The organism is Bacillus sp. AFS031507 (assembly GCF_002584635.1).
Taxonomy (GTDB): domain Bacteria; phylum Bacillota; class Bacilli; order Bacillales; family Cytobacillaceae; genus Neobacillus.
Genome location: NZ_NUOW01000013.1, coordinates 459,515 through 481,477, shown reverse-complemented (window position 1 = coordinate 481,477; position 21,963 = coordinate 459,515). Strand labels below are relative to the sequence as shown.

General features: G+C 38.3%; 22 protein-coding genes. 18 read left to right on the top strand and 4 right to left on the bottom strand.

What is annotated here, in order from left to right:
* The first annotated feature begins 1 nt into the window (after position 1).
* Positions 2-280, top strand: a complete 279-nt coding sequence (locus tag COE25_RS14960) for a YokU family protein (protein ID WP_098933154.1) — start codon at positions 2-4, stop codon at positions 278-280.
* A gap of 103 nt (positions 281-383) precedes the next feature.
* Positions 384-1,886, top strand: a complete 1,503-nt coding sequence (locus COE25_RS14955; protein WP_098933153.1) for an amino acid permease — start codon at positions 384-386, stop codon at positions 1,884-1,886.
* Between the two features lie 101 nt (positions 1,887-1,987).
* Here COE25_RS14955 and COE25_RS14950 read toward each other — a convergent pair whose 3' ends face one another.
* Positions 1,988-2,884: a DNA glycosylase gene (locus COE25_RS14950; RefSeq protein ID WP_373408525.1), complete on the bottom strand. Its 897-nt coding sequence runs from the start codon at positions 2,882-2,884 to the stop codon at positions 1,988-1,990.
* A gap of 206 nt (positions 2,885-3,090) precedes the next feature.
* On the opposite strand from COE25_RS14950, the gene COE25_RS14945 reads away from it, so the two are divergent.
* The 9 genes from COE25_RS14945 (at position 3,091) to COE25_RS14910 (ending at position 10,603) form a co-directional block, all read left to right on the top strand.
* Complete coding sequence (locus tag COE25_RS14945; RefSeq protein ID WP_098933152.1) at positions 3,091-4,074, top strand: 2-hydroxyacid dehydrogenase; 984 nt, start codon at positions 3,091-3,093, stop codon at positions 4,072-4,074.
* 244 nt (positions 4,075-4,318) lie between these two features.
* Complete coding sequence (gene cyoE, locus COE25_RS14940) at positions 4,319-5,260, top strand: heme o synthase (RefSeq protein WP_088086131.1); 942 nt, start codon at positions 4,319-4,321, stop codon at positions 5,258-5,260.
* 217 nt (positions 5,261-5,477) lie between these two features.
* The gene (locus COE25_RS30230) at positions 5,478-5,627 is read left to right on the top strand and encodes a cytochrome C oxidase subunit II (protein WP_142354476.1); all 150 of its coding nucleotides are present in this window, start codon (positions 5,478-5,480) and stop codon (positions 5,625-5,627) included.
* A gap of 15 nt (positions 5,628-5,642) precedes the next feature.
* Positions 5,643-6,110 (top strand): cytochrome c oxidase subunit II, encoded by a 468-nt coding sequence (locus COE25_RS14935; protein WP_098933151.1) that lies wholly within the window; start codon positions 5,643-5,645, stop codon positions 6,108-6,110.
* 14 nt (positions 6,111-6,124) lie between these two features.
* Positions 6,125-7,807 carry a cbb3-type cytochrome c oxidase subunit I gene (locus COE25_RS14930; RefSeq protein ID WP_098933150.1) on the top strand — a complete coding sequence of 561 codons (1,683 nt, stop codon included), beginning with the start codon at positions 6,125-6,127 and terminating at the stop codon, positions 7,805-7,807.
* A 105-nt stretch (positions 7,808-7,912) separates the two neighbouring features.
* Positions 7,913-8,545, top strand: a complete 633-nt coding sequence (locus COE25_RS14925; protein ID WP_088086134.1) for an SCO family protein — start codon at positions 7,913-7,915, stop codon at positions 8,543-8,545.
* A gap of 2 nt (positions 8,546-8,547) precedes the next feature.
* Positions 8,548-9,105: a hypothetical protein gene (locus COE25_RS14920; RefSeq protein ID WP_179195742.1), complete on the top strand. Its 558-nt coding sequence runs from the start codon at positions 8,548-8,550 to the stop codon at positions 9,103-9,105.
* A 173-nt stretch (positions 9,106-9,278) separates the two neighbouring features.
* Positions 9,279-9,839, top strand: a complete 561-nt coding sequence (locus tag COE25_RS14915; protein WP_373605355.1) for a LemA family protein — start codon at positions 9,279-9,281, stop codon at positions 9,837-9,839.
* The gene (locus COE25_RS14910) at positions 9,839-10,603 is read left to right on the top strand and encodes a TPM domain-containing protein (protein ID WP_098933149.1); all 765 of its coding nucleotides are present in this window, start codon (positions 9,839-9,841) and stop codon (positions 10,601-10,603) included. The genes COE25_RS14915 and COE25_RS14910 overlap by 1 nt, the downstream gene beginning before the upstream one ends.
* An 85-nt stretch (positions 10,604-10,688) precedes the next feature.
* On the opposite strand, the gene COE25_RS14905 is transcribed toward COE25_RS14910, so the two are convergent.
* On the bottom strand, positions 10,689-11,789 hold the full coding sequence (locus COE25_RS14905; protein ID WP_098933148.1) for an AI-2E family transporter: 1,101 nt from the start codon (positions 11,787-11,789) through the stop codon (positions 10,689-10,691).
* Positions 11,790-12,047: 258 nt separating this feature from the next.
* Between COE25_RS14905 and yknW the strand changes: the two genes are divergently transcribed.
* The 6 genes from yknW (at position 12,048) to COE25_RS14875 (ending at position 17,863) form a co-directional block, all read left to right on the top strand.
* The gene (gene yknW, locus COE25_RS14900) at positions 12,048-12,719 is read left to right on the top strand and encodes a YknW family membrane protein (RefSeq protein ID WP_180247504.1); all 672 of its coding nucleotides are present in this window, start codon (positions 12,048-12,050) and stop codon (positions 12,717-12,719) included.
* Complete coding sequence (locus COE25_RS14895; RefSeq protein ID WP_098933147.1) at positions 12,719-13,849, top strand: efflux RND transporter periplasmic adaptor subunit; 1,131 nt, start codon at positions 12,719-12,721, stop codon at positions 13,847-13,849. The genes yknW and COE25_RS14895 overlap by 1 nt, the downstream gene beginning before the upstream one ends.
* Entirely contained in the window at positions 13,846-14,538 is a 693-nt protein-coding gene (locus COE25_RS14890) for an ABC transporter ATP-binding protein (protein WP_088086139.1), read from the top strand. Before COE25_RS14895 ends, COE25_RS14890 begins: the two co-directional genes overlap by 4 nt.
* Positions 14,535-15,728, top strand: a complete 1,194-nt coding sequence (locus tag COE25_RS14885; protein ID WP_088086140.1) for an ABC transporter permease — start codon at positions 14,535-14,537, stop codon at positions 15,726-15,728. Before COE25_RS14890 ends, COE25_RS14885 begins: the two co-directional genes overlap by 4 nt.
* A gap of 182 nt (positions 15,729-15,910) precedes the next feature.
* Positions 15,911-17,074 (top strand): tryptophan synthase subunit beta, encoded by a 1,164-nt coding sequence (gene trpB, locus COE25_RS14880; RefSeq protein WP_098933146.1) that lies wholly within the window; start codon positions 15,911-15,913, stop codon positions 17,072-17,074.
* Between the two features lie 168 nt (positions 17,075-17,242).
* Positions 17,243-17,863: a YitT family protein gene (locus COE25_RS14875; protein WP_098933145.1), complete on the top strand. Its 621-nt coding sequence runs from the start codon at positions 17,243-17,245 to the stop codon at positions 17,861-17,863.
* Positions 17,864-18,069: 206 nt separating this feature from the next.
* Here COE25_RS14875 and COE25_RS14870 read toward each other — a convergent pair whose 3' ends face one another.
* Both COE25_RS14870 and COE25_RS14865 read right to left on the bottom strand, forming a co-directional pair.
* The gene (locus COE25_RS14870; RefSeq protein WP_098933144.1) at positions 18,070-18,873 is read right to left on the bottom strand and encodes an alpha/beta fold hydrolase; all 804 of its coding nucleotides are present in this window, start codon (positions 18,871-18,873) and stop codon (positions 18,070-18,072) included.
* Positions 18,874-18,966: 93 nt separating this feature from the next.
* The gene (locus tag COE25_RS14865) at positions 18,967-19,737 is read right to left on the bottom strand and encodes an alpha/beta fold hydrolase (protein WP_257208843.1); all 771 of its coding nucleotides are present in this window, start codon (positions 19,735-19,737) and stop codon (positions 18,967-18,969) included.
* A 586-nt stretch (positions 19,738-20,323) separates the two neighbouring features.
* Here COE25_RS14865 and COE25_RS14855 point away from each other — a divergent pair.
* On the top strand, positions 20,324-21,958 hold the full coding sequence (locus COE25_RS14855; RefSeq protein WP_098933141.1) for a long-chain-fatty-acid--CoA ligase: 1,635 nt from the start codon (positions 20,324-20,326) through the stop codon (positions 21,956-21,958).
* Positions 21,959-21,963 lie beyond the last annotated feature (5 nt).

Sequence of the window (21,963 nt, the reverse complement as noted above, 5' to 3'; positions counted from 1 at the left end):
TTTGATTTGTCAATGGTGCGAATCTGACAAAGCACGTGAAACGAGAAACAAAGTGTATTGGGAACTTCCAGATGGAACAAATGCGATCGAAATTAAGGATACACCATCCATTCATTGCTTGGAATGCGGTATGACCTATCAAACAGATAACACGGTGAAAGAAATTGAGGATCATCTATTTTTAATTGATTGCTCAAAGCTTGAAAAAAGTATGACGTATGAAACACTTATGGCCGCTCCACGCTTATTGAAGCGAAACTACTTTGATTTTTCGAAATAATTAGCGAAGCCATCTCTCATTTTTCAATATTAAGTGGGAGATGGCATATGTTTTCTAAAAAGTTAGATAGATGCTAATAGATGAAAAATTAAGGAGGACAAGAATGGAAGCAATCAACAACTATAATAATGACCAAAATAATCAGAAACATCAGAATAATAAGGAAAGTAAAGAGCATATTAAACGCAATCTAAAGGCACGTCACATGACGATGATTGCTATTGGAGGGTCAATCGGGACAGGGTTATTTCTAGCGACAGGGGCGTCCATTCAAACAGCTGGACCTGGTGGAGCGTTAATAGCTTATGGGGCTATCGGCATCATGGTCTACTTTTTAATGACAAGTCTCGGAGAAATGGCTACCTTAATGCCGGTTTCGGGATCATTTTCAACATATGGCAGTCGCTTTGTCGATCCGGCATTTGGTTTTGCGCTTGGTTGGAATTATTGGTTCAACTGGGCTATTACACTGGCGGTTGAAATAGCTGCATCAGCAATTATTATGAAGTTCTGGTTTCCGGATGTACCGAGCATCGTCTGGAGTTCACTGTTTTTAGGCCTAATCTTTTTATTGAATGCCTTGTCGGTTAAAAGTTACGGAGAATCCGAGTACTGGTTCTCTTTAATAAAAGTAGTGACAATCATCGTTTTCATTGGAGTCGGTTTGCTTACCATTTTCGGTATTCTTGGCGGACAGTTTATCGGGTTTAAAAACTTTACTATAGGAGATGCTCCTGTTCATGGCGGCCTTTTGTCCATTTTAAGTATTTTTTTCATTGCAGGTTTTTCCTTTCAAGGTACGGAACTCGTGGGGATTGCTGCAGGAGAAAGTGAAGAGCCGGAGAAAAACGTTCCAAAGGCGATTCGACAAGTATTTTGGCGTATTCTTCTATTCTATATCGTTGCTATTGCTGTCATTGGCCTAATCATTCCTTATACAAGTCCAAACCTGTTAGGCAGGGATGTCGATAGCATCGCTGTCAGCCCTTTTACCCTTGTATTTAAGAAAGTGGGCATTGCATTTGCAGCATCTGTGATGAATGCGGTCATTTTGACATCGGTTTTATCGGCAGGGAGTTCCGGTTTATATGCATCGACACGCATGCTTTGGTCCATGGCAAAAGACGGCCAGGCTCCTAAATTTTTACAAAATGTAAATGATCGCGGAATTCCGATGAATGCCCTTGTCATGACGACGATTATCGGAGGCTTTGCCTTTTTAATGTCCATTTTTGGAGATCAAGTGTATACATGGTTATTAAATGCGTCAGGCTTAACCGGATTTATTGCATGGCTAGGAATTGCAGTCAGCCATTATCGTTTTAGAAAAGCATATTTGGCCCAGGGCAGGGACATGAATGATTTGAAATTTAAAGCGAAATGGTTCCCGCTTGGTCCGATTCTCGCTTTTGCAATGTGTGTCTTTGTCATTTTCGGCCAAAATTATCAAGCTTTTTTAGCAAGTGAGATTGATTGGTATGGAGTAGCAGTGTCGTATATTGGTTTACCGATCTTTTTGGCATTATGGCTCGGGTATAAACTCGTTCATAAATCGAAGGTCGTTCCACTAAAGGAATGTTCTTTTGATGAGATGTCATCAAAATAGAAGGTTTAGAGGAAGGGTATAAATTCTATAGGGTGAATTAAAATAGAATAGTTATGGCACCTGCCAAAAAGCACAAGCTAAACCTAGCTAGTGCTTTTTGACTAGTAGAGAACTCGCCATAAATAGAAGGTTGCATAGGATTCCCAATTTGCCCAGGGGATTGATAATGCAAGGATTTCTTCTTTGGTCGGCTTTCTATCCATATTTAATAGCGTTTTTATCGCATTAATTAGACCGACATCATCGATCGGGAAGGCAGTCGGAAAACGAAGGCAGCGCATCAGCACATAATTGGCAGTCCATGGGCCAATCCCGCGTATTTTAATTAAGCTTTTTTCGACCTCTTTAAAATGACCGGCTTCCATTAATTTTTCTTTGGATAATTCGCCGCTCGCCATTAATTTGGCAATTCCAATAATATATTCACTCTTTTTGACGGTCATTTTAATATCTGCGAGATCCTTTGGTGTGAGTTGTGCAATTCGTTCATAGGACGGAAATATCCAATAATTTTTGCCGTCCCATTCAATGGACTCACCAAATTTTTCAACGAATTGTCTCTTTAATGTGTAAGCGAATCCTAAGTTAATTTGCTGGCCTAAGACCCCCCAGCAAAGAGCTTCAAACAAATCGGGAATGCCGATAAGGCGTAATCCATAAAAGTCTTTTACGGGCATTTTAAGTAAGGGATCAGCTTTGGCAATTTCATAAAAAGGAGTTAAATCGTTATCGAGGTCAAACCATTCTCGAATATAATGGACTACCTTATTAGGATCGCGCGGTTTACCTTTTAAAAAGTGAACAACCATTTGGTTTTTCTCGTTTACTTTTATTTGTACAAGTGTTTGAATTTCGCCAATCGCGATGACTCTTGTAATGTTATCATTTTCAATTTCATACATACATTCATTTTTATTCCGCTGCAGATATCCAAAGTTTGCTTTCATATCAAACGCTTCAGGCAATGGAATGACAATATATTCATTAACTTCGTTAATTTCTTCTCCAAGTGTGTTGGACAATTTTTCCTACCCCTTCCTTTTGCTATATTCTATTATTATCATAAAAGTAAAAAAAATATTTTTTTATCTTGCTGTTACATTCAAATTTTTTTATTATTCATGCAATTACGTGTATATTGATTATGTAGTAATGTTAATCGCTGAATGATAGAGAATCTAATTCTGAATGTGAGGAATCTTAGTTGAAACCAAAAGTTATTGTCTATAAAAAAGTCGATTCTACTGTTATAGAATATGTACGTGAAACTTGTGAAGTTATTTATTTTGAAAAATTAGATTCGGAGTCACTTCCTAGCTTTTATAAAGAATTAAAGGATGCTGAAGGGATTCTGGGCTCTGGACTAAAAGTGGATGAAAAGTTTTTGGAGCTTGCGCCTCAACTAAAAATTGTCAGCAATATCTCAGTTGGCTACGATAATTTAGATATTCCTGAAATAACTAAGCGAAAAATTATGGCTACTAATACTCCAGAGGTTTTAAATGATAGTGTTGCCGATACCATTTTTGGTTTATTACTAGCAACCGCTAGAAGAATGCCGGAATTAAATCAGATTGTAAAGTCAGGGAAGTGGACATCGCAAGTGGGTGAGAATCTGTATGGAGTGGATGTGCATCATAAGACATTGGGAATTATCGGAATGGGAGAGATTGGCTCAGCCATTGCCAAACGTGCACATTTTGGCTTTGATATGCCCATTTTGTATCACAATCGCTCACGAAATTTAGAAGCCGAACAAACTTATCAAGCAACCTACTGTTCCCTTGAAGAAATTTGTCAGCACGCAGACTTCATTTGCTTAATGACACCACTAACACCAAAGACAGTTAAGCTAATTGGAGAAAAGGAATTTAAACTAATGAAGAAATCCGCCATTTTTGTTAATGGTTCGCGTGGAGCAACTGTGGATGAAGATGCCTTGGTTCAGGCCCTTCAAAATGGGGATATCTTAGCTGCAGGGTTAGATGTCTTCGCACAGGAACCAGTAAGTCCAGATCACCCACTTTTATCAATGGATAATGTAGTCACCCTGCCGCATATTGGGTCAGCTACCTACGAAACTCGATTGAAAATGGCCAAAGTTGCAGCGGAAAATCTAGTCCTTGGATTGCAGGGTAAACAGCCGCTTTCATTAATTAATCAAGATGTTTTAACCGAAGTTCACTAAATAAACAGGCGTGAAGAATCTTCTTAAACAAAGGATTCTCCACGCCTGTTTTATTAATCTACGATTAAAACATAGGGTATGGATTTTTTTAAAAAGGACAAAAGAATAATACTAGAAGTTCCAAATGGAAATATCCAACAGCCATTTCTAGGTGCCTGACACCGGATTTTGTGAGATAATCGAAATGTAGTATGATAGAATTAACTTTGGTTTGTTTGGAAGACTTCTTAGGAGAGGATATTAGATGACCAATAATGAGATACCTTCTCTACAGAAGGATGGAAAAGTTACGATATTGAATCAACGAAATACATCAAACATAATGAATGATCTAAAGTTACTTTTTAAAGCAAATGTATTAATCGCTAATGTTTTGCCTGTCTTTGCAGGATTCTGGTTAGCCTTACATTTTACCAATGCTTCATTTACAGCCCACCTGGATTTATTTTTCTTAACAATTTTCGGAAGTACAATGGTAATGGCTGGGGCACTCGTGCTCAATAACTGGTACGATGTTGATATTGACACTGTAATGGATCGAACAAAGGGTCGTCCAACAGTAACGGGGAATATTTCTTTGAACGCAGTTTTAACAATAGGTATTGCTCTAAGTATATTAGGTCAAATCCTTTTACTCTTTACGACCGTTGAAGCGGCGATATACTCCTTTGTCGGATGGTTTACCTATGTTATTTTATATACCATGTGGTCAAAACGGCGGTATACAATCAATACAGTAATTGGAAGTGTTTCTGGTGCCGTTACACCTTTAATAGGATGGACAGCAATCGCACCTGGTTTTCAAAGAGTCCCATTGATCTTGTTTCTTATCTTGTTTATTTTTCAAATGCCGCATACCTTTGCGATTGCCGTAAAGAAATATAAAGAATATAAAGCAGCTGGAGTAGCCATGCTTCCCGTTGTTCGCGGATTGGCTGTGACTAAACGGCAAATGGTGATCTATATTGCTTGCTTATTTCCATTACCATTTTTTTTAACGATGCTTGGAAATACTTTTATAGTGGTTGCTACGTTGCTTAACGTTGGATGGTTGGTTGTGAGTATCAGCGGATTTTTTACTAAAGATGATTTAAAATGGGCACATGTGAATTTTCTATATTCCGTTAATTATATAACAATATTGTTTCTCTTGATGGTAATTGTTACATTGCCGGTATTTAGTTAGTCGAGATCAAATGAAACTCAAACTATAGATAAGTGAAAGCTGTTCCGAAAGTATGCAAGTTATTTGCAAACTAATGGAGCAGCTTTTTTGTGTTTGAAAAAAGGCAGTTCCTTTTGGGTGTTCACGAAAAAAGCTGAGCAAATGTGATACAGTTCACTTCGATGATAATCATTCCCATCTATTATTAAGGTATGAAATATAAGGGGGTTGATTTTCAGTGGGGGACACAAAAGTTAACAACAAAAAAAAGCATGGCGAAGGGCACGAGGCTCCATTAAAAGGAACATGGATTTCTGTAGGATTGGTTGGGGTCGTAATTCTCGCTACGTATTTAATAATATATGGCCTTTATATGGCTAGAGTATAGGAGGGGATGACAGATATGAAAATGCATCTTGATGAAAAAATATGGCTTACCTTGAGTTTCGGTATGATCATGATATTCATGCTTATTACTGGCTATCAAGCATTTGCCTTGGAAATGGGACCACCGAGTAATAATGAACTAATTGATCCACAAAAGGTAGACCAAACAGCGCCATTCGATAAACCGGGTATTACCAAGGTTGGCGAAAATGAATATGAAGTAGTTATGACATTACAAGCTTTCAGTTTTAATCCAGGTAATATCAAAGTCCCTGCTGGATCGACAGTGCATTTTACATTAACCTCAAAAGATGTTGTCCATGGATTTGAAGTTGCAGGTACGAACCTAAATGCAATGGTCATGCCAGGACATATTCAAAAAATCACTCAAAAATTTAATAAAGCGGGAACGTATTTAGTGTTATGTAATGAATATTGCGGTGCCGGTCACCAAATGATGAGTACAACAATTACGGTTAAATAAAGGGGGGAAGCAAAATGCAAACAGCAAAATCACAGACATTTAAAGATAAAGCAGGTAGAGTGATGGGAATCAGCAAGGAAGATGCCCTATTAACGAAATCATATATATTTGTAGCATTTATAGCATTACTTCTTGGCGGAATTCTTGGCCTTGTGCAGGGACTGAACCGTGCCGAAATTCTGGAATTATCATCATGGATAAACTATTATCAAGTTCTAACAGCACATGGTTTAATATTAGTTGTTGTATTAACTGCTTTCTTTACGATTGGTTATTTTTATGCCAGTCTTTCACATACTTTAGGGGGGATTCTTCCTAAAGTAAGAAAGATCGCATGGATTGGCTTTGGATTGAAGATTGTCGGGTTTGTTTTAGCAGTAATTCCAATCATTATGGGTGATGCATCTGTAATGTATACTTTCTATCCGCCAATGGCAGCTGCACCAATGTTTTATATTGGTTTAGCATTAATTGTGGTTGGTGTTTGGATGTGTGCTTTCGGTGCCTTTATCCAAGTTGCGAATTGGAGAAAGAATAACAAAGGACAGCATGTACCAATCCTTGCTTATTTTGCTACTGGAGTATTTGTCCTATTATTTTTCGGTTCCATACCTGTAGCGATAGAAGTAATCGTTATGATTATTCCTTGGTCATTTGGCTGGGTCGAAACAATCAATGTTATGGTGGCACGTACACTATTTTGGGCCTTTGGACATACGTTAGTTAATATTTGGTATTTAACTGCTGTTTCCGCATGGTATGTCATTGTACCTAAAATTATTGGTGGAAAACGCTGGAGTGATACGTTAACCCGTGTTGTTATTATTGGCTTAGTAGTTATGAATATTACAGGTGGATTCCATCACCAAATTGTTGACCCAGGAATTGATCCAGCCGTTAAATTTATGCACGTATTTATGAGTTTGGCGATTGGATTCCCGTCCTTAATGACAGCATTCGCCATGTTTGCCGTTTTTGAACGTACAGCAAGAAAACAAGGTGGAAAAGGCTTAATCGGATGGTATAAAAAAATGCCATGGGGCGATGTTCGTTTCCTAGCTCCAATGATTGCGATGATTGCCTTTATACCTGCTGGTGCTGGTGGAATTGCTCAAAGCACTAACCAATTGGATCAGGTCGTTCATAATACGATGTGGATTGTTGGACATTTTCACTTAACGCTTGGCATGTCTGTAGTGATGACGTTCTTTGGCATTAGTTATTGGTTAGTTCCATATATTTCAAAACGTGTATTAACACCGCAAATAAATAAATTAGGTGTGATCCAAACTTGGATTTGGACAATAGGAATGATCTTTATGTCAGGTGCTATGCATTGGGTTGGATTACTTGGTTCCCCGCGTAGAACTTCTTTTACAACTTATGGAGACAATGCAACAGCATTAAGCTGGAGCCCATATTTAATGTGCTTAGCTGTTGGCGGCACCTTATTAATTATCGGTGTTATTCTTCAAGTGTATGCAGTAATGAATATGATGTTTTTTGCACCAAAGGGAGAAACAGAATTTCCTATTGCTGAGGAAGAAGATAATGCAACTAAAACTCCATATTGGACAGAGCGTTGGGGCCTTTGGATTGTGATAATGCTATTAGTTGTTGCAATGGCCTATGTCATCCCATTAACTGAATTTATCGTTAATGCACCTCCGGGATCACCACCATTCAAAACTTGGTAATATATTATTAATTAAAAAAGAGATAGCTCGTTGGTTTGGGCTATCTCTTTATTCTTAATTTAGTCATATATAATTGCAAAATCAATAATTTGGGAAGTGATCTTCGTGATCAAAACTCGGCATAATACATTTGCGTGTTTGCTTGTTATCTTATTTGGGTGTGCGTTGTTCTATATAGGAACCGATGGATTCCGAGCATTTACGTCAGAAACGGCACGGGTCAATAAACTAATTGGCGATAAGCCCAAATTCCCAGAAGTAAACTTTGAGGATAGTAAGGGGCGGAATTATTCTATTTCTGAGTTTAAGGGCAAGTATGTATTTATTACCTTTCTTTATACGTCTTGTACAACAGTTTGCCCGCAATTAGAAATGAACATGTCTAAGGTTTACGATAAGATACCAAGCAAATATATGGGCAAAGATATTGAATTTTTAAGCATAAGTTTTGATCCTGTCAGGGATGATCCAGGTACATTAGAAAAATACCGAGGCTATTTTAATAGTGATGGAGAAACATGGAGGATGGCAAGAATACCAAATCAAGCTGAATTGGATTCGTTGTTAAAAGAATTTGGTGTTATTGTTATTCCTGACGGAAATGGAAGTTTTGCACATAATTCAGCTTTTTATTTAGTGGATAAAAATGGCAGTCTGCTTGATGTCTTAGACTATAAAAAGATTGCTGAAGCTGCTAATAAGCTAGTAGGTATTCTTAAGAAGGAAGCGGGGGAGTAATCTTGAAGCAATCAATCTATGGCTTATTGTTACTTCTTGCCTTAATACTTTCTCCTGTTGCAAATTTAATGGAATCAGTCATGGTTATTCACATGCATATGCAAATGCCTTTGTTAATTTTTACAGGATTTCTAATTGCACGATTTTTTCAACTGCGATTCCCTCACTTTTTTGAAAAATGGAATGGTAATGGTGTACCAGGAATTTTGTTGTTTGTTATCATAGTTGTTTACTGGACGCTGCCTCGTTCAATGGATGAAGCATTGAATGAACAAAGCATGGAACTATTTAAATTTGTCAGTTTACCATTACTAGCTGGTATACCACTAAGGGATAGCTGGAAAAAACTTCGCCCAATTGGGAAGGACATTACTTTTTACTTTTTTGCCATCTTGTTTTTTGGAATGGGCTGGTTGTACATTGACTCGCCAGTGCAATTATGTAATAACTACCTTGTAATCGAGCAAATCACGCTTGGTTGGGGATTTTTGACGACGGCAATCTGCATGGTGATTTATAAGGTTTATATCGCTTTTGTTGATCCATCGAAATATGAATAATTAAATACAGATGAGCCTAAGCCTATATGGATTAGGCTCTATTTTGTGAAAAGGCTAAAATATGAATGTAATTTTGGTGCTTTTTATAAATGATAACTGTTGGAAAAGGAAAAATTTTTGAAATTGAAATATACTATAAGGGAAGGGACGTGATGATTTTGAAAAAAGGTTATATGGTGATTGGAATAATTGTAGCAGTGATTGTTATTTTTGGTGCAATGTTAATTTCCAGCTATAACTCTTTTGTCAATTTAGAGGAAAATGTGGACCAGTCCTATTCTCAAATTGAAAACCAACTGCAAAGAAGGCTGGATTTAATTCCGAACTTAGTAAATACAGTGAAGGGTTTTGCTTCGCATGAAAAAGAAGTGATTGCATCAATCTCAGATGCACGTGCAAGACTAGCCGGTGCGAATACGCCGCAGGCACAAGCCACAGCAAACGCAGAACTTTCAGGTGCGTTAAGCCGTCTACTTGTAGTCGTAGAAAATTATCCCGATCTTAAAGCAAATCAGCAGTTTACCCAATTAATGGATGAACTTGCAGGAACAGAAAACAGAATAGCTGTCGCACGTAAAGATTATAATGATCAAGTGGCGGTGTACAATAAAAAAGTAAAAAGATTTCCTGGGGCAATTATTGCAGGTATAACTGGGTTTGATGAAAAAGAATATTTTAAAGCGGACCCTAGTGCCAAAGAGGCTCCAAAAGTTGACTTTGGGGACGATCAATAATGAAAACAAAACGGATCTTCAGCCTTTTGTTGGTGTTTATCACTTTTTTTCTCTGTGCTGTAAATGCACAAGCTGAGGATGTCCAAATTCCGGCACCTGTTGGAGACATTTACGTACAGGATTTTGCCAATGTATTAAACGAAACAGAAAGAGCAGAATTAATTAATTTAGGCAGGAACATTGAAGACCAAACAACGGCACAAATTGCAGTTTTGACAGTAGAAACAATAGGAGACCAAACGATAGAAGAGTTTGCAAATGAAGCTTTTCGGCAATATGGAATCGGAAATAAACAGGAAAACAACGGTGTATTGCTCGTCTTGTCTATGCAAGAACGCAAAGTAAGGATCGAAGTAGGCTATGGATTGGAAGGCAGAATTCCGGATGGAAAAGCAGGTCGAATTCTTGATGGATATGCCATTCCATTTTTAAAAAATCAACAGCCAAATCGAGCAATTGTTGAAACCTATAAAGCTCTAACAAAAGAAGTCCTCGCTGAGTATGGCAATGAAGGAGACGTAAGTAAACAGACAAAGGCAACCGGTGAAAAAGGATTGGGTATTCCTGGTTGGTTAATGGTCATTGTTATTATTGGCGTTGTGTTTTTAGATTTTAAGTTTTTTGGAGGAACGCTCACCTACCTTCTCTTATCTATAATCTCCAGAGGTGGAGGTAGAGGAGGCGGTGGTAGTGGTGGTAGTGGTGGTTCTAGAGGGGGCGGAGGAGGTTCATCCGGTGGCGGTGGTGCAGGCCGAGGATGGTGATACCCTTGCCAGAAAATCGAAAAACTGTTAGGAGGCCTTTCTCCTAACAGTTTTTTATATTCTATTAATTTTTATTAATAAATTCTTATGGTTCGTCAGTTATCGTTGCCATTTTTCGAGCCCTTAGGAACTTTATTACATTTAAAACAATCGTTTTTACTACGGCATAGAACGGTACTGCCAACACCATCCCTAAGATCCCAGCTAAATTTCCTGCAGCGAGTAAAACAATAATAATTGTCGCTGGATGGGTATCCAATGATTTTCCAAGGATGAGCGGAGATAAGACATTGCCTTCAACCTGCTGAGCAATAACGATAATCACGATAACCAATAAGGCTTTGGTAGGTGAATCAAAAAGAGCAACAATCACAGCAGGGGCACCGCCGAGAATTGGCCCGACATAAGGAATTATGTTGGTAAACGCTACAATTAAGGCCATAACTAGCGCAAATGGCAAATCAATAATCAAGTATCCAACAAAAGCAAGAGTTCCTACTGACAGGGCTACAATGACTTGTCCCTGAATATAGGAGGAAAGTGTTTCACCAGTCTCTTTCAACATAATCAACCCGGCATCTCTATATGTTGCAGGGAGGAATTTAGTGAGGGCCTTAGGGAACTTATGTCCATCCTTAAACATGTAAAATAATAAAAAAGGAACGGTGGCTAAAATGACCGCAATATTAGCAAACACACCGAGTATATTTGTAATGCCACCGGTAACCCTATCCGGTAAGGTATTTGCGTAGGCAATCAGTTTTTGTTTACCTGTTTCCAAAAGGTCATTTTGCTCTTTCATGATCCATTTGAATTCAGAACTGCGTGATAGATTATCAAAATACTGCAAGGTCTTGTTAGCATAATCAGGAAGTGCATTCGCAAGGGCGGTGAATTGCTCTGTGATGGCAGGGACCAAGCTGCCAATCGCTAATACCAGAATGCCAATAAACACGACATAAATGATGAGGATGGCAAGAATTCTTGGCACTTTTTGACGCTGAAGAAAATTAACGATTGGATTTAGTAAGAAAAATAGAAATCCGGTAATAAGAATTGGGAAAAAAAGAGTAGAGAAAAAGATCCCAATCGGCATGAATAAAAATGAAATCTTTGTTGAAACAAAGATGATAGTTAAAATTAGTAGGATCTGGATTAACCCGTACTGGAATTTTCTTTTTGACATTATGTACCCCTTTTTCTTTGGTCTTTTAAACTTGGCTGTTGATTTCCACACCAATCAACCTGGCTATAAATTCAACAATGACCTTTAACACAGACTTTTCTTTTATTATAGCTAAAATTATATCAAAAACATGGAACAGAAGACAAATTATAGAATTTTTCATGGTGTCAGGCACCATGGAAAAAAATGAAACTTTCGCCTCATTTTATCGTATACTTAATAGGAATATTTTACATAAGTGGAATAGGGGTGTTAAACATGGAATTGCAAAAAGAAGTGAATTCTTTGAATGAGAATCCGAATTTATTGGGAATGTTTACAAGTCCAGGTATGCAGTTTGAGAGGATTAAGCAAAGCCCGAAAATATGGGTACCGCTTATTGTTATTAGTTTCCTCTATGTGATCGGAATGGCCTTTATGGCGCTATCTTTGGATGCGGATACTTTAATTGAACAGGGAGTGCCAAAAGACCAGATAGATTTGGTGTTAACCATTACAAAAGTAACCGTTATGGTAACAGGTATCATTACGCCTATTTTTGGTGTGTTAATCAGCAGTGCGATTCAATTAGCAATTGCAAGAATCGCTAGTTCAACGGTTTCTTTTAAACAATTATTTTCTATGAATACTTATATCATGATAATCGGTGCAGCAGGTCTAATTTTAAATATGGCAATTAGCTTTGCAATCGGTGGAAACCCAGAAATATATATTACTAGTTTAGCAGGGCTGCTGAATCAAGAAAAAGCAGGTGTCTTAGGTTCTATCGAGGTATTTGGGATTTGGTCAGTTGTATTAACTGCACTTGGACTGAATAAAACAGCACAATTTTCTAAAGGGCTTGCATGGACGATTGCAATTATATTCTTCCTAATTAGTATTGGCTTTGGTTTGATAGGAACTCTATTGCAAGGAGCGCCGAAGTTATAATGAAAAAGAAAACTTGGATCGCGCTAGGTGTAATTAGTTTGGTCATCATTATGATTTCTGTCAGTGTCTACCGGCAAGTTTTTGCAAAAGGACCTTCCATTAAAACCGCAGAAATCAGCCAAGAGGAGATCTCCTCACTTTTGATGATTCCCGGTACCGTGAAACTTCCAGAGGAACAACTTGTGTATGCAACTCCTGATAAAGGGGAGATCAAGGAACTGCTAGTAAAAGAAGGTCAAACAGTAAAGAAAGGAACAGTCTTGGCCAAATTGCAGAACGCACAGCTCGAGCTTGAAATCGAGCAAAATAAATTATCGATCCAATCAGCTAACCTAAAAATAAGCCAAATAGATAAAAAAATAGAGCAGCTAGAAGAGAAAGAAAAAACGTTGAGTGAGCAGGTTGGAGTAGGTAAAAAAGAAGCGAAAAAACAGCTTGCCCCTGAATTTGAACAACTTGAGATGGAAATAGAGTTAGCGAATATAGAACTAAAACAAACAGAGGTTCAAAAAGACCTGATTAGCAAACGCCAGGGTGACTTAGAGATTAAGAGTACAATGGATGGAATCGTTTTAGCATCAAAAAAGCCAGTATCATCTTCGATCGAAGCAGCAAACGATCCTATTATACATATTGGTAAGTTAGAAGGAATGACTGCATCGGGACTTTTGTCTGAATACGACACACTAAAAGTTAGTAGTGGACAAAAAGTGATTATCCGATCAGATGCAGTACCTGGAAAAGAGTGGCAGGGTGTAATTACCAAGACTGCTATTTTGCCAGAGCAGAACCAAACTAGTTTGCAAAATGGCACCCAGGCTGTACAGTATCCCGTAACAGTAAAAATTTCCGGTGATACCAAAACGTTAAAACCAGGTTTCCAAGTCATTATGGAGATTGAAACGGACAAAAAGACAGCGATGGTCCTGCCGCTCGATGCATTATTTGATGATGGAGATAAGCCATATGTGTATCTTGTAAAGGATGGCAAGGCTAATAAGCAGAATGTCAAAACTGGCATCACATCAGGAAAGAAAATTGAAATCCTTGAAGGTGTTTCAAAAGGAGACCAAGTCATCGTTAATGGACCCGACAATATTAAGGATGGGTTGGAAGTGACAATCAAATGATCCGGCTAGAATCCATCACAAGATCGTTTTTGCTTGGAAAAGAGAGCGTTCATGTCTTAAACGGTATCAGTCTCACGATTCGTAAAGGTGAATTTGCTGCCATTATGGGTCCATCAGGTTCTGGGAAATCAACCTTAATGAATATTATCGGCTGTTTGGATAAACCGACTGAGGGAGAGTATTACCTTGGCGGGGAAAATGTATCTCATTATAATGACAAAGAATTGGCGAGAGTTAGAAATCAATCGATTGGCTTTGTCTTTCAACAGTTCCATTTGCTGCCGCGCTTATCAGCTTTAAAAAATGTCGAACTGCCAATGATTTATGCTGGAATCTCAAAAAAAGAGCGACAGGCCCGTGCTGAAGAGGCACTAATAAAAGTAGGTCTTTCGGATCGAATGAACCATCTTCCCAATTCCCTATCTGGGGGACAAAAGCAACGTGTAGCTATTGCGCGAGCAATTGTCAATACACCAAAGTTGATTTTAGCGGATGAGCCCACGGGTGCTCTTGATTCGAAGACAAGCAAGGACATTATGGAACAATTTAAGGAACTTAATGAGGAAGGTGTAACCATTATCGTCGTTACCCATGAATCAGAAGTGGCGGAATACGCGAACCGAACGATTATGGTTAGAGATGGAATGATTCAATCGCCTTCTATGGGTGTTAGGGGGCCGGCCCTATGAGTTTTATGGAAAATCTTTTTATGGCTTTAAGCTCACTTAAAGCCCATAAGATGCGAAGCATTCTTACGATGCTTGGAATTATTATTGGTGTGGGTGCTGTCATAATCGTGGTAGCAATCGGACAGGGCGGAGAGGCGATGCTTAAATCACAGATTACTGGTCCAGGGAATACTATTGAGATATTTTATCAGCCTTCTGATGAAGAAATGCGCGCAAACCCTAATGTATTTCAGCAAGCTCCCTTCAAACAGGATGATATCAGGGCGCTTGAACAAATTCCGGAAATTAATCGTGTGGTTGCATCAAGCACAAAATTGTCTACTTTTCGATTTCAAAAGGAAACAGGCGATGTGACTACCACCGGTATAAATCAAGCTTATATCCATTTAAATGAGTTGAAAGTAGCAGAGGGAAGAAATTTTTCAGCTTCTGATTTTCTGGGCGGGCGCCGTGTGGGGTTAGTCAGTAACAAATTGCAGGAGGAATTATTTAAAGGGAAAAATCCCGTCGGAGATATTGTTACGGTAGCCAATCAACCAATTGAAATCATTGGGGTTTTAGAAAAACCAACCGGCCTTTTTTCCTTTGGTTCAATGGAAGTTTATCTACCTTTCCAAACATGGAAAACTATATACGGAAGCAGCGATTTTACTCAAGTAACCCTTCAAGCAGAGTCTGCTGAGCAATTGCAGGTTGCAGGTAAAAAGGCTGCTAAGCTTTTAAATAATCTGCATAATACGGAAAAGTCTTATCAGGTTATCAATATGGAGGAAATCGCTCAAGGAGTAGGGCAAATTACAAAAATCATGACCTTAATTATCGGGAGTATTGCCGGTATCTCTTTATTTGTTGGCGGGATTGGTGTTATGAATATCATGCTTGTTTCGGTGACAGAAAGAACAAGGGAAATAGGAATCCGCATGGCATTAGGTGCAACTCGAGGCCAAGTATTGACCCAATTTTTAATAGAATCTATGACACTAACCTTTATTGGCGGCATCCTTGGAATATTACTAGGCTGGGGAACGTCAACTATAGTGAGTTTCTTTGCTGGCTGGCCATCCTTGGTGTCTTGGCAAGTAGTGTTAGGCGGCGTGTTGTTTTCGATGGTAATTGGTGTTGTGTTTGGACTGCTTCCAGCAAATAAAGCTTCCAAACTTGACCCGATTGACTCATTGAGATATGAGTAAAGTATATTTTAAGTAATCTAGTTAATAAAGTCTACACGCTGTGTAGGCTTTTTATATATTGCTATATAGTTAAATGTTTGCAGAAAATGCAGTGTATGATAAAATAATTATAGGAATATTCAGTTAATATAATTAAATTGTGGCTGAGCTAGAATAATATATTAGAAGGAGTCGAGCAGAGCATGGAGAAAGTGAGTTTAGAGAATAAAGGCTATTTTGGAGAGTTCGGCGGAAGTTTTGTACCAGAGGATTTACAACTAGTAATGAACGAATTAGAGGAGCAATTTTTCCGTTATAAAGATGATCCGGAATTTATTGAGGAATTCAAATATTACCTAAAAGAATATGTAGGCAGAGAGAATCCGTTAACATTCGCTGAAAATTTAACCAAACAAAATCAAGGGGCAAAAATTTATCTGAAACGAGAAGATTTGAATCATACAGGGGCACACAAAATTAATAATGCAATTGGTCAGATTCTTTTAGCAAAACGAATGGGTGCAAAGCGAATTATTGCTGAAACGGGAGCAGGCCAGCACGGTGTGGCAACTGCAACCGCATGTGCCATGTTTGGGATGGAATGTATTATTTATATGGGTAAATTGGATACGGAACGCCAAGCGCTCAACGTCTTTCGAATGGAATTATTAGGAGCCAAAGTTGTACCTGTTGATAAAGGGCAGGGCCGCTTAAAGGATGCCGTCGATGAAGCCTTGGGCGACTTGGTGCAAAACTATAAAAATACCTTCTATCTATTAGGTTCGGCCGTGGGTCCTCATCCTTATCCAACAATGGTCAAACACTTCCAAGCAATTATCAGCGAAGAATCGAAACGTCAGATCCTTGAAAAAGAAGGCAGGCTTCCAACAGCTGTAATTGCCTGTGCAGGAGGCGGGAGCAATGCCATTGGTGCCTTTGCCCATTATATTGACGAAAATGATGTGCGCTTAATTGGAGTTGAACCAGCTGAGGCACCGACGATGACTGAAGGGGTCCCAGCTGTGATCCATGGCTTTAGATGTTTAACGTTACTTGATGAGAAGGGCGAGCCTAAACCAACGTATTCGATTGCTGCAGGACTTGATTATCCTGGTGTCGGTCCTGAGCATAGCCATTTGAAAACCAGCGGGCGAGCCGAATATGTAACCGTAACCGGGCAAGAAGCACTCGAGGCGTTTCAAGTATTAAGCAAGACTGAAGGCATTATTCCTGCGTTAGAAAGTTCTCATGCTGTAGCATACGCCATTAAGTTGGCAAAAGAGTTGGCAAACGACGATGTGCTGATTGTTAACTTATCAGGCCGTGGCGATAAAGATGTGGAGCAAGTATTTAAGATGTTAAAATAATTTAGCAGCATTAAAATATTGACCTAAAAAAGAGTCGCTAGTAACAAATGTGAATTTGTTGCAGCGGCTCTTTTTTTATTCATTTGAGCTATAAAGAATTTTTCTCTATAAATTGAATATAATTTTAGAACACATGTGACCGTACTTTGGATTCAAAAGGGGACAAGTATGTATAGGAAAAAAATAAAATTCTATATTGATTTTAGCAGGGCAGGTGGGTTCCCTTTTTATCAGCGGGTTTTTATTATTTTCTTGGGGGCATCTCTGGTCGCTATTTCCTTGCAATTATTTTTGGTAGAAAATCATATTATTGACGGGGGGATTATTGGAATAAGCATCCTTCTTGCACATATTACAAGTCAAGAAATAGGATTGTTTTTGTTGATATTAAATACTCCTTTTTTCCTAATTGCCTATCGATTTCTGGGTAGAAGATTTCTCATGCTAAGCCTATTTGCTATTCTTGTCCTATCAATTGAAACCTATTTATTAGAACCGTTTCCTGTCATAACTGATAGCCCGATCGTGGTGATTGTCCTTGGAGGTATTAGTTTAGGACTCGGAGTTGGAATAACCATTCGGTTTGGCGGATGTTTTGATGGGACAGAGGTGTTGGCCATTCTGTTTAGTAAACGTTCCTCTTTTTCAATAGGGCAAATTATTCTGTTATTTAATATACTAATATTTGGAAGTTCCATTTTCATATTTGGTCCTAAAGAGGCATTTTACTCTTTAGCAACCTTTCTCATAGCCTATAAGACTATTGATATTTCTATTCAGGCTCATTAATTTAAAAAGTTTAAAGTTTTTCCTTGGTGTTTACTTGTTATAAATGACGATTTCGATTTTCTCAGTAGGTAAATTGCTAAGAAGAGTGCTTAGAGATGAAGAGATTGCGAAGGTAAAAGCTTAATTGAGAGTAAGAAAAGCTTATCTTACTATACGAAAATGCCCGGTCACCTATGTGATCGGGCATTTTTTAGGTAACTAGAGAGCTATTGTTTCTTTAAAAATTCTAGCACTCTTTCATTCACTAAGTCATTGGCTTCGGTTACATAGATATGACCTGCACCTTGTATAGTCAAAAATTCAGCATTCGGAATTTTCTCTGCTAATGTTACCCCATTTTGGTATGGGACCAATTTATCTTCGTCCCCATGGATCACCAATGTAGGAACCTTGATTTGGTCAATCTCGCTGTAAGTATCATGGGCTAAGCAGGCCTGGAGCTGAAGTATATATGCATAGGGAAGAACAGGTATCTCTATTCTTTTTTGGATGTCCTCTGCAACTAATTCCCGCTGATTTTCGATAAATGCTTGACTGTAAAGGATTGGAGCCGAGGCCCATGCCATTTCTTCTGGTGTTGCAATAGAGGAGCCCCTTGAGAGCATTAACATTGAGACATCGGCACTAGGTTGTACATGATTTACTCCGCCTGAGGTTGTACAACCTAGAACAAGCGAACGGACCCGTGTGGGATACATAAGTGCTAATCTTTGTGCAATCATCCCACCCATGGATATGCCATATACATGGGCTGAGTCAACACCGGCAGCATCCAAGACACACCTTGCATCTTCTGCCATTTTCTCGATGGAGTAGGGAGTATCTGGTTTGTCGCTGTGACCTGTACCGCGATTATCAAAAATAATTACCTTAAAATGCTCGCTTAAAGCAGGTAGAGTTCTAAACCAAGATTTTGAATTTAGTGACAACCCCATAATTAATAGTAAGGGTTCACCCTCACCATGAATCTCATAATAAAGATTAATTCCATTCCCGTTGGTTATTGGCATTCTAAAAAACTCCTCCTTTTCATAGATAACGGTAAATTATATGATAATGTGCAATAGTAAAGAACATAGAGGAGGGGAGGAATCATCCTCCCCTTAACTTACTTTTGAGTGTTTTTTCAAAAAGTTGCGAAGAATCCTGTTAAAGGAATCCTTTTGCTCTAACTTTGCAATATGACCAGTATTCCTTATAATGACAAATTCAGAGTGTCGGATTTTTTTATGCATTAAAAGTTGCATCCATACAGGAATTACTGAATCATATTGCGACCCCATGATTAACGTAGGGACTTTAATTTTAGGAAGTAAATTTAAATTGTTGACTTCTAGACAGGCTTTAACTGATTTAAGAAAGACCTCATGGTTTGGTTTGTAAAATTTTTGAAAGTCTTCATAAATTTTTCCTTGCCATGAATTAAGTGAAATACGTGCAGCTATGTCTTTTGGAAGACTAGGATTCATTGAAAGTGAACGAACTCTCCGATAGTTTACTATGAGCCTTGCCAGAGATTTTGGAACAAAATGAAATGTACTCACTAGCATTAAGGATCGACACATTTGAGGTGCTTGACGATAAATTTCTTGCGCAACCATACCTCCCATTGATAAGCCACAGATATGAGCGCTTTCAATATGAAGTTCCTTCAATAAGTTGACAATATCACGAGCAAAGTGTGGGATAGATATTTTTTCATTAGTAATGTACTCACCATGTCCACGTAAATCAGGAATAATCAAGTCATACTGATCCGCAAATTCAAACTGATTGTTCCAGCCCTCCTTTACCTCCCCAAGACCATGAATAAAGACCAAAGGTTCACCTTCACCAAAACGTAAGTAAGGAATTTTAGAGCAACTAATAGACACTTCACTCAAATTTAACCCCTCCTATTGCTTTTTATCATAAATGGGGTTGCCACTATTTGTAAAGTGACAATTTTATAAAATTCAGAATAATACAAATGTACTATTTTAACCTGTCCTCCCTTGGTGGACAGGTGTATTTATTTGGTGCCTGACACCACACTAGGAAAATTCTAAATATAAGTGGAATTATTATAGGAGAATACTACTTTTTATTTTTGAGGTTCATTTGGACGTCTTGAGGGTAGTAGGTTTTATGTTTTGGTTTTACATATTTCACCATTTGGACAGTGATGGAATAAAAAAATATTCCGACAATTTTTGCTATATTTTTAGTGTTTGCAAAACAGCTAGAATACTAATGCTTAGTATTCTAGAGGCTCGTTTTTGTTCTTTCGAGGAAACGTGGATTTTTGATGAATTTTGTCGAGAGTGCGAGGTTTACAAATTTTCATTTAACTACAATAATCGTAACTATATTAATATTTTAATTAACGATAATGACGAAAGCTTCGAAGAATTTGCAGCCTTATTTATACGGAATATTTAATATTTGACTTTAAATCATCCTAAGGAGGCAACGTATCTAATGGTTTATCAGCAAAAACCGTGGTTAAAAATTTATGACCCCAGTCTTGACGAGCATGTAAATATTGAACACAAATCACTTTACGATTTTTTACAAGGTTCAGTAAACCTTTATAACGAAAAGCCTGCATTCACCTTTTATGGTAAGGTTTGGTCCTTCAACGATACAGAAGTGATTACAGATCAATTTGCTTCTGCCTTACATCGAGCTGGATTTGCTAAAGGCGATCGTTTATCTATTATGCTTCCTAATTGCCCGCATTACATATTCACGCTTTTTGGTACTTTTTGTCTTGGTGGAATCGCTGTTCAAGTTAATCCAATGTATGTAGAAAGAGAAATTGAACATGTATTAAATGATTCTGGCTCAGAATACATAGTCGTACTAGATGCATTTTATCCAAAGATTAAAGCGATTCAATCAACTACATCTTTAAAAAAGGTAATCGTTGTCAGTTTCGGTGAAGATAGAATAGACCTTGCTGAAGGCGATCATTATTTTGATGAATTCCTGCATAAGAAAGTAAATATTCCAGAGGTTGAGATTAATCATTATGAGGACGTAGCACTTTTACAATACACAGGAGGAACGACTGGTGTTTCTAAAGGTGTTATGCTTACCCATTATAATATTTTAGCCAATGTCACCCAAGTTTGTGATTTTAGCTATCGACCATGTAAAAATTTACCGGATGATTTGAAGATGATTACGGTTCTGCCAATGTTCCATGTTTATGGACTCTCTAGCATTGCGCTATGCGGTATTAGGGAAGGGGCAAATCAAATCGTTTTACCTCGCTTTGATTCTAAAGAAATCATGGAAACCGTAAAGCTTGAAAAACCATTTCAAATGTCAGCTGTTCCAACCATGTTTACTGCATTAAACAGTCAATCAGGTTTAGAAGAAAGCGGATTTAATGATTTATACTACATAAGCTGCGGTGGAGCACCGCTGCCCGTTGAAACTGTAAAAGCCTTCGAGAAGAAAACAGGTGCAATGCTTTATAATGGCTATGGTCTTTCCGAGTCAGCTCCAACCGCCATTTTTAGTCCACCATTCGTCCCGAGAAAATATGGAAGTGTTGGAATTCCTGTCCAAAGTACGGTCGCAAGAATAGTTCTTGAAACGGATGACGGATATGTCGAGGCACCAGTTGGAGAAGAAGGTGAATTAATTATCCAAGGTCCGCAGGTGATGAAAGGCTATTGGAACCGCCCAGAAGAAACAGCCAAAGTATTAAAGGATGGCTGGCTGTTTACAGGTGATATCGCAAAAATGGATGAAGACGGCTATTTTTATATTGTAGACCGGAAGAAGGATATGATTGTTGCAAGCGGATACAATGTTTATCCTAGTGAAATCGAGGAAGTGCTTCATCATCTAGAAGCTATCGAAGAGGTGCTTGTCATTGGTGTCCCAGACTTATACCGCGGTGAAACCGTAAAGGCATTTGTCAAATTGAAAGAAGGATATACTATTTCCGCTGAGGATATCAAACAATTTGGTAAGGAAAACCTTGCCCCTTATAAGGCACCAAAACTAGTAGAAATACTTGAGGAGCTTCCAAAATCATCTGTCGGAAAACTCCTTAGAAGAGTATTAAGAGACCAGGAGAGATCAGGGGTTAAAGCTTAATAGAG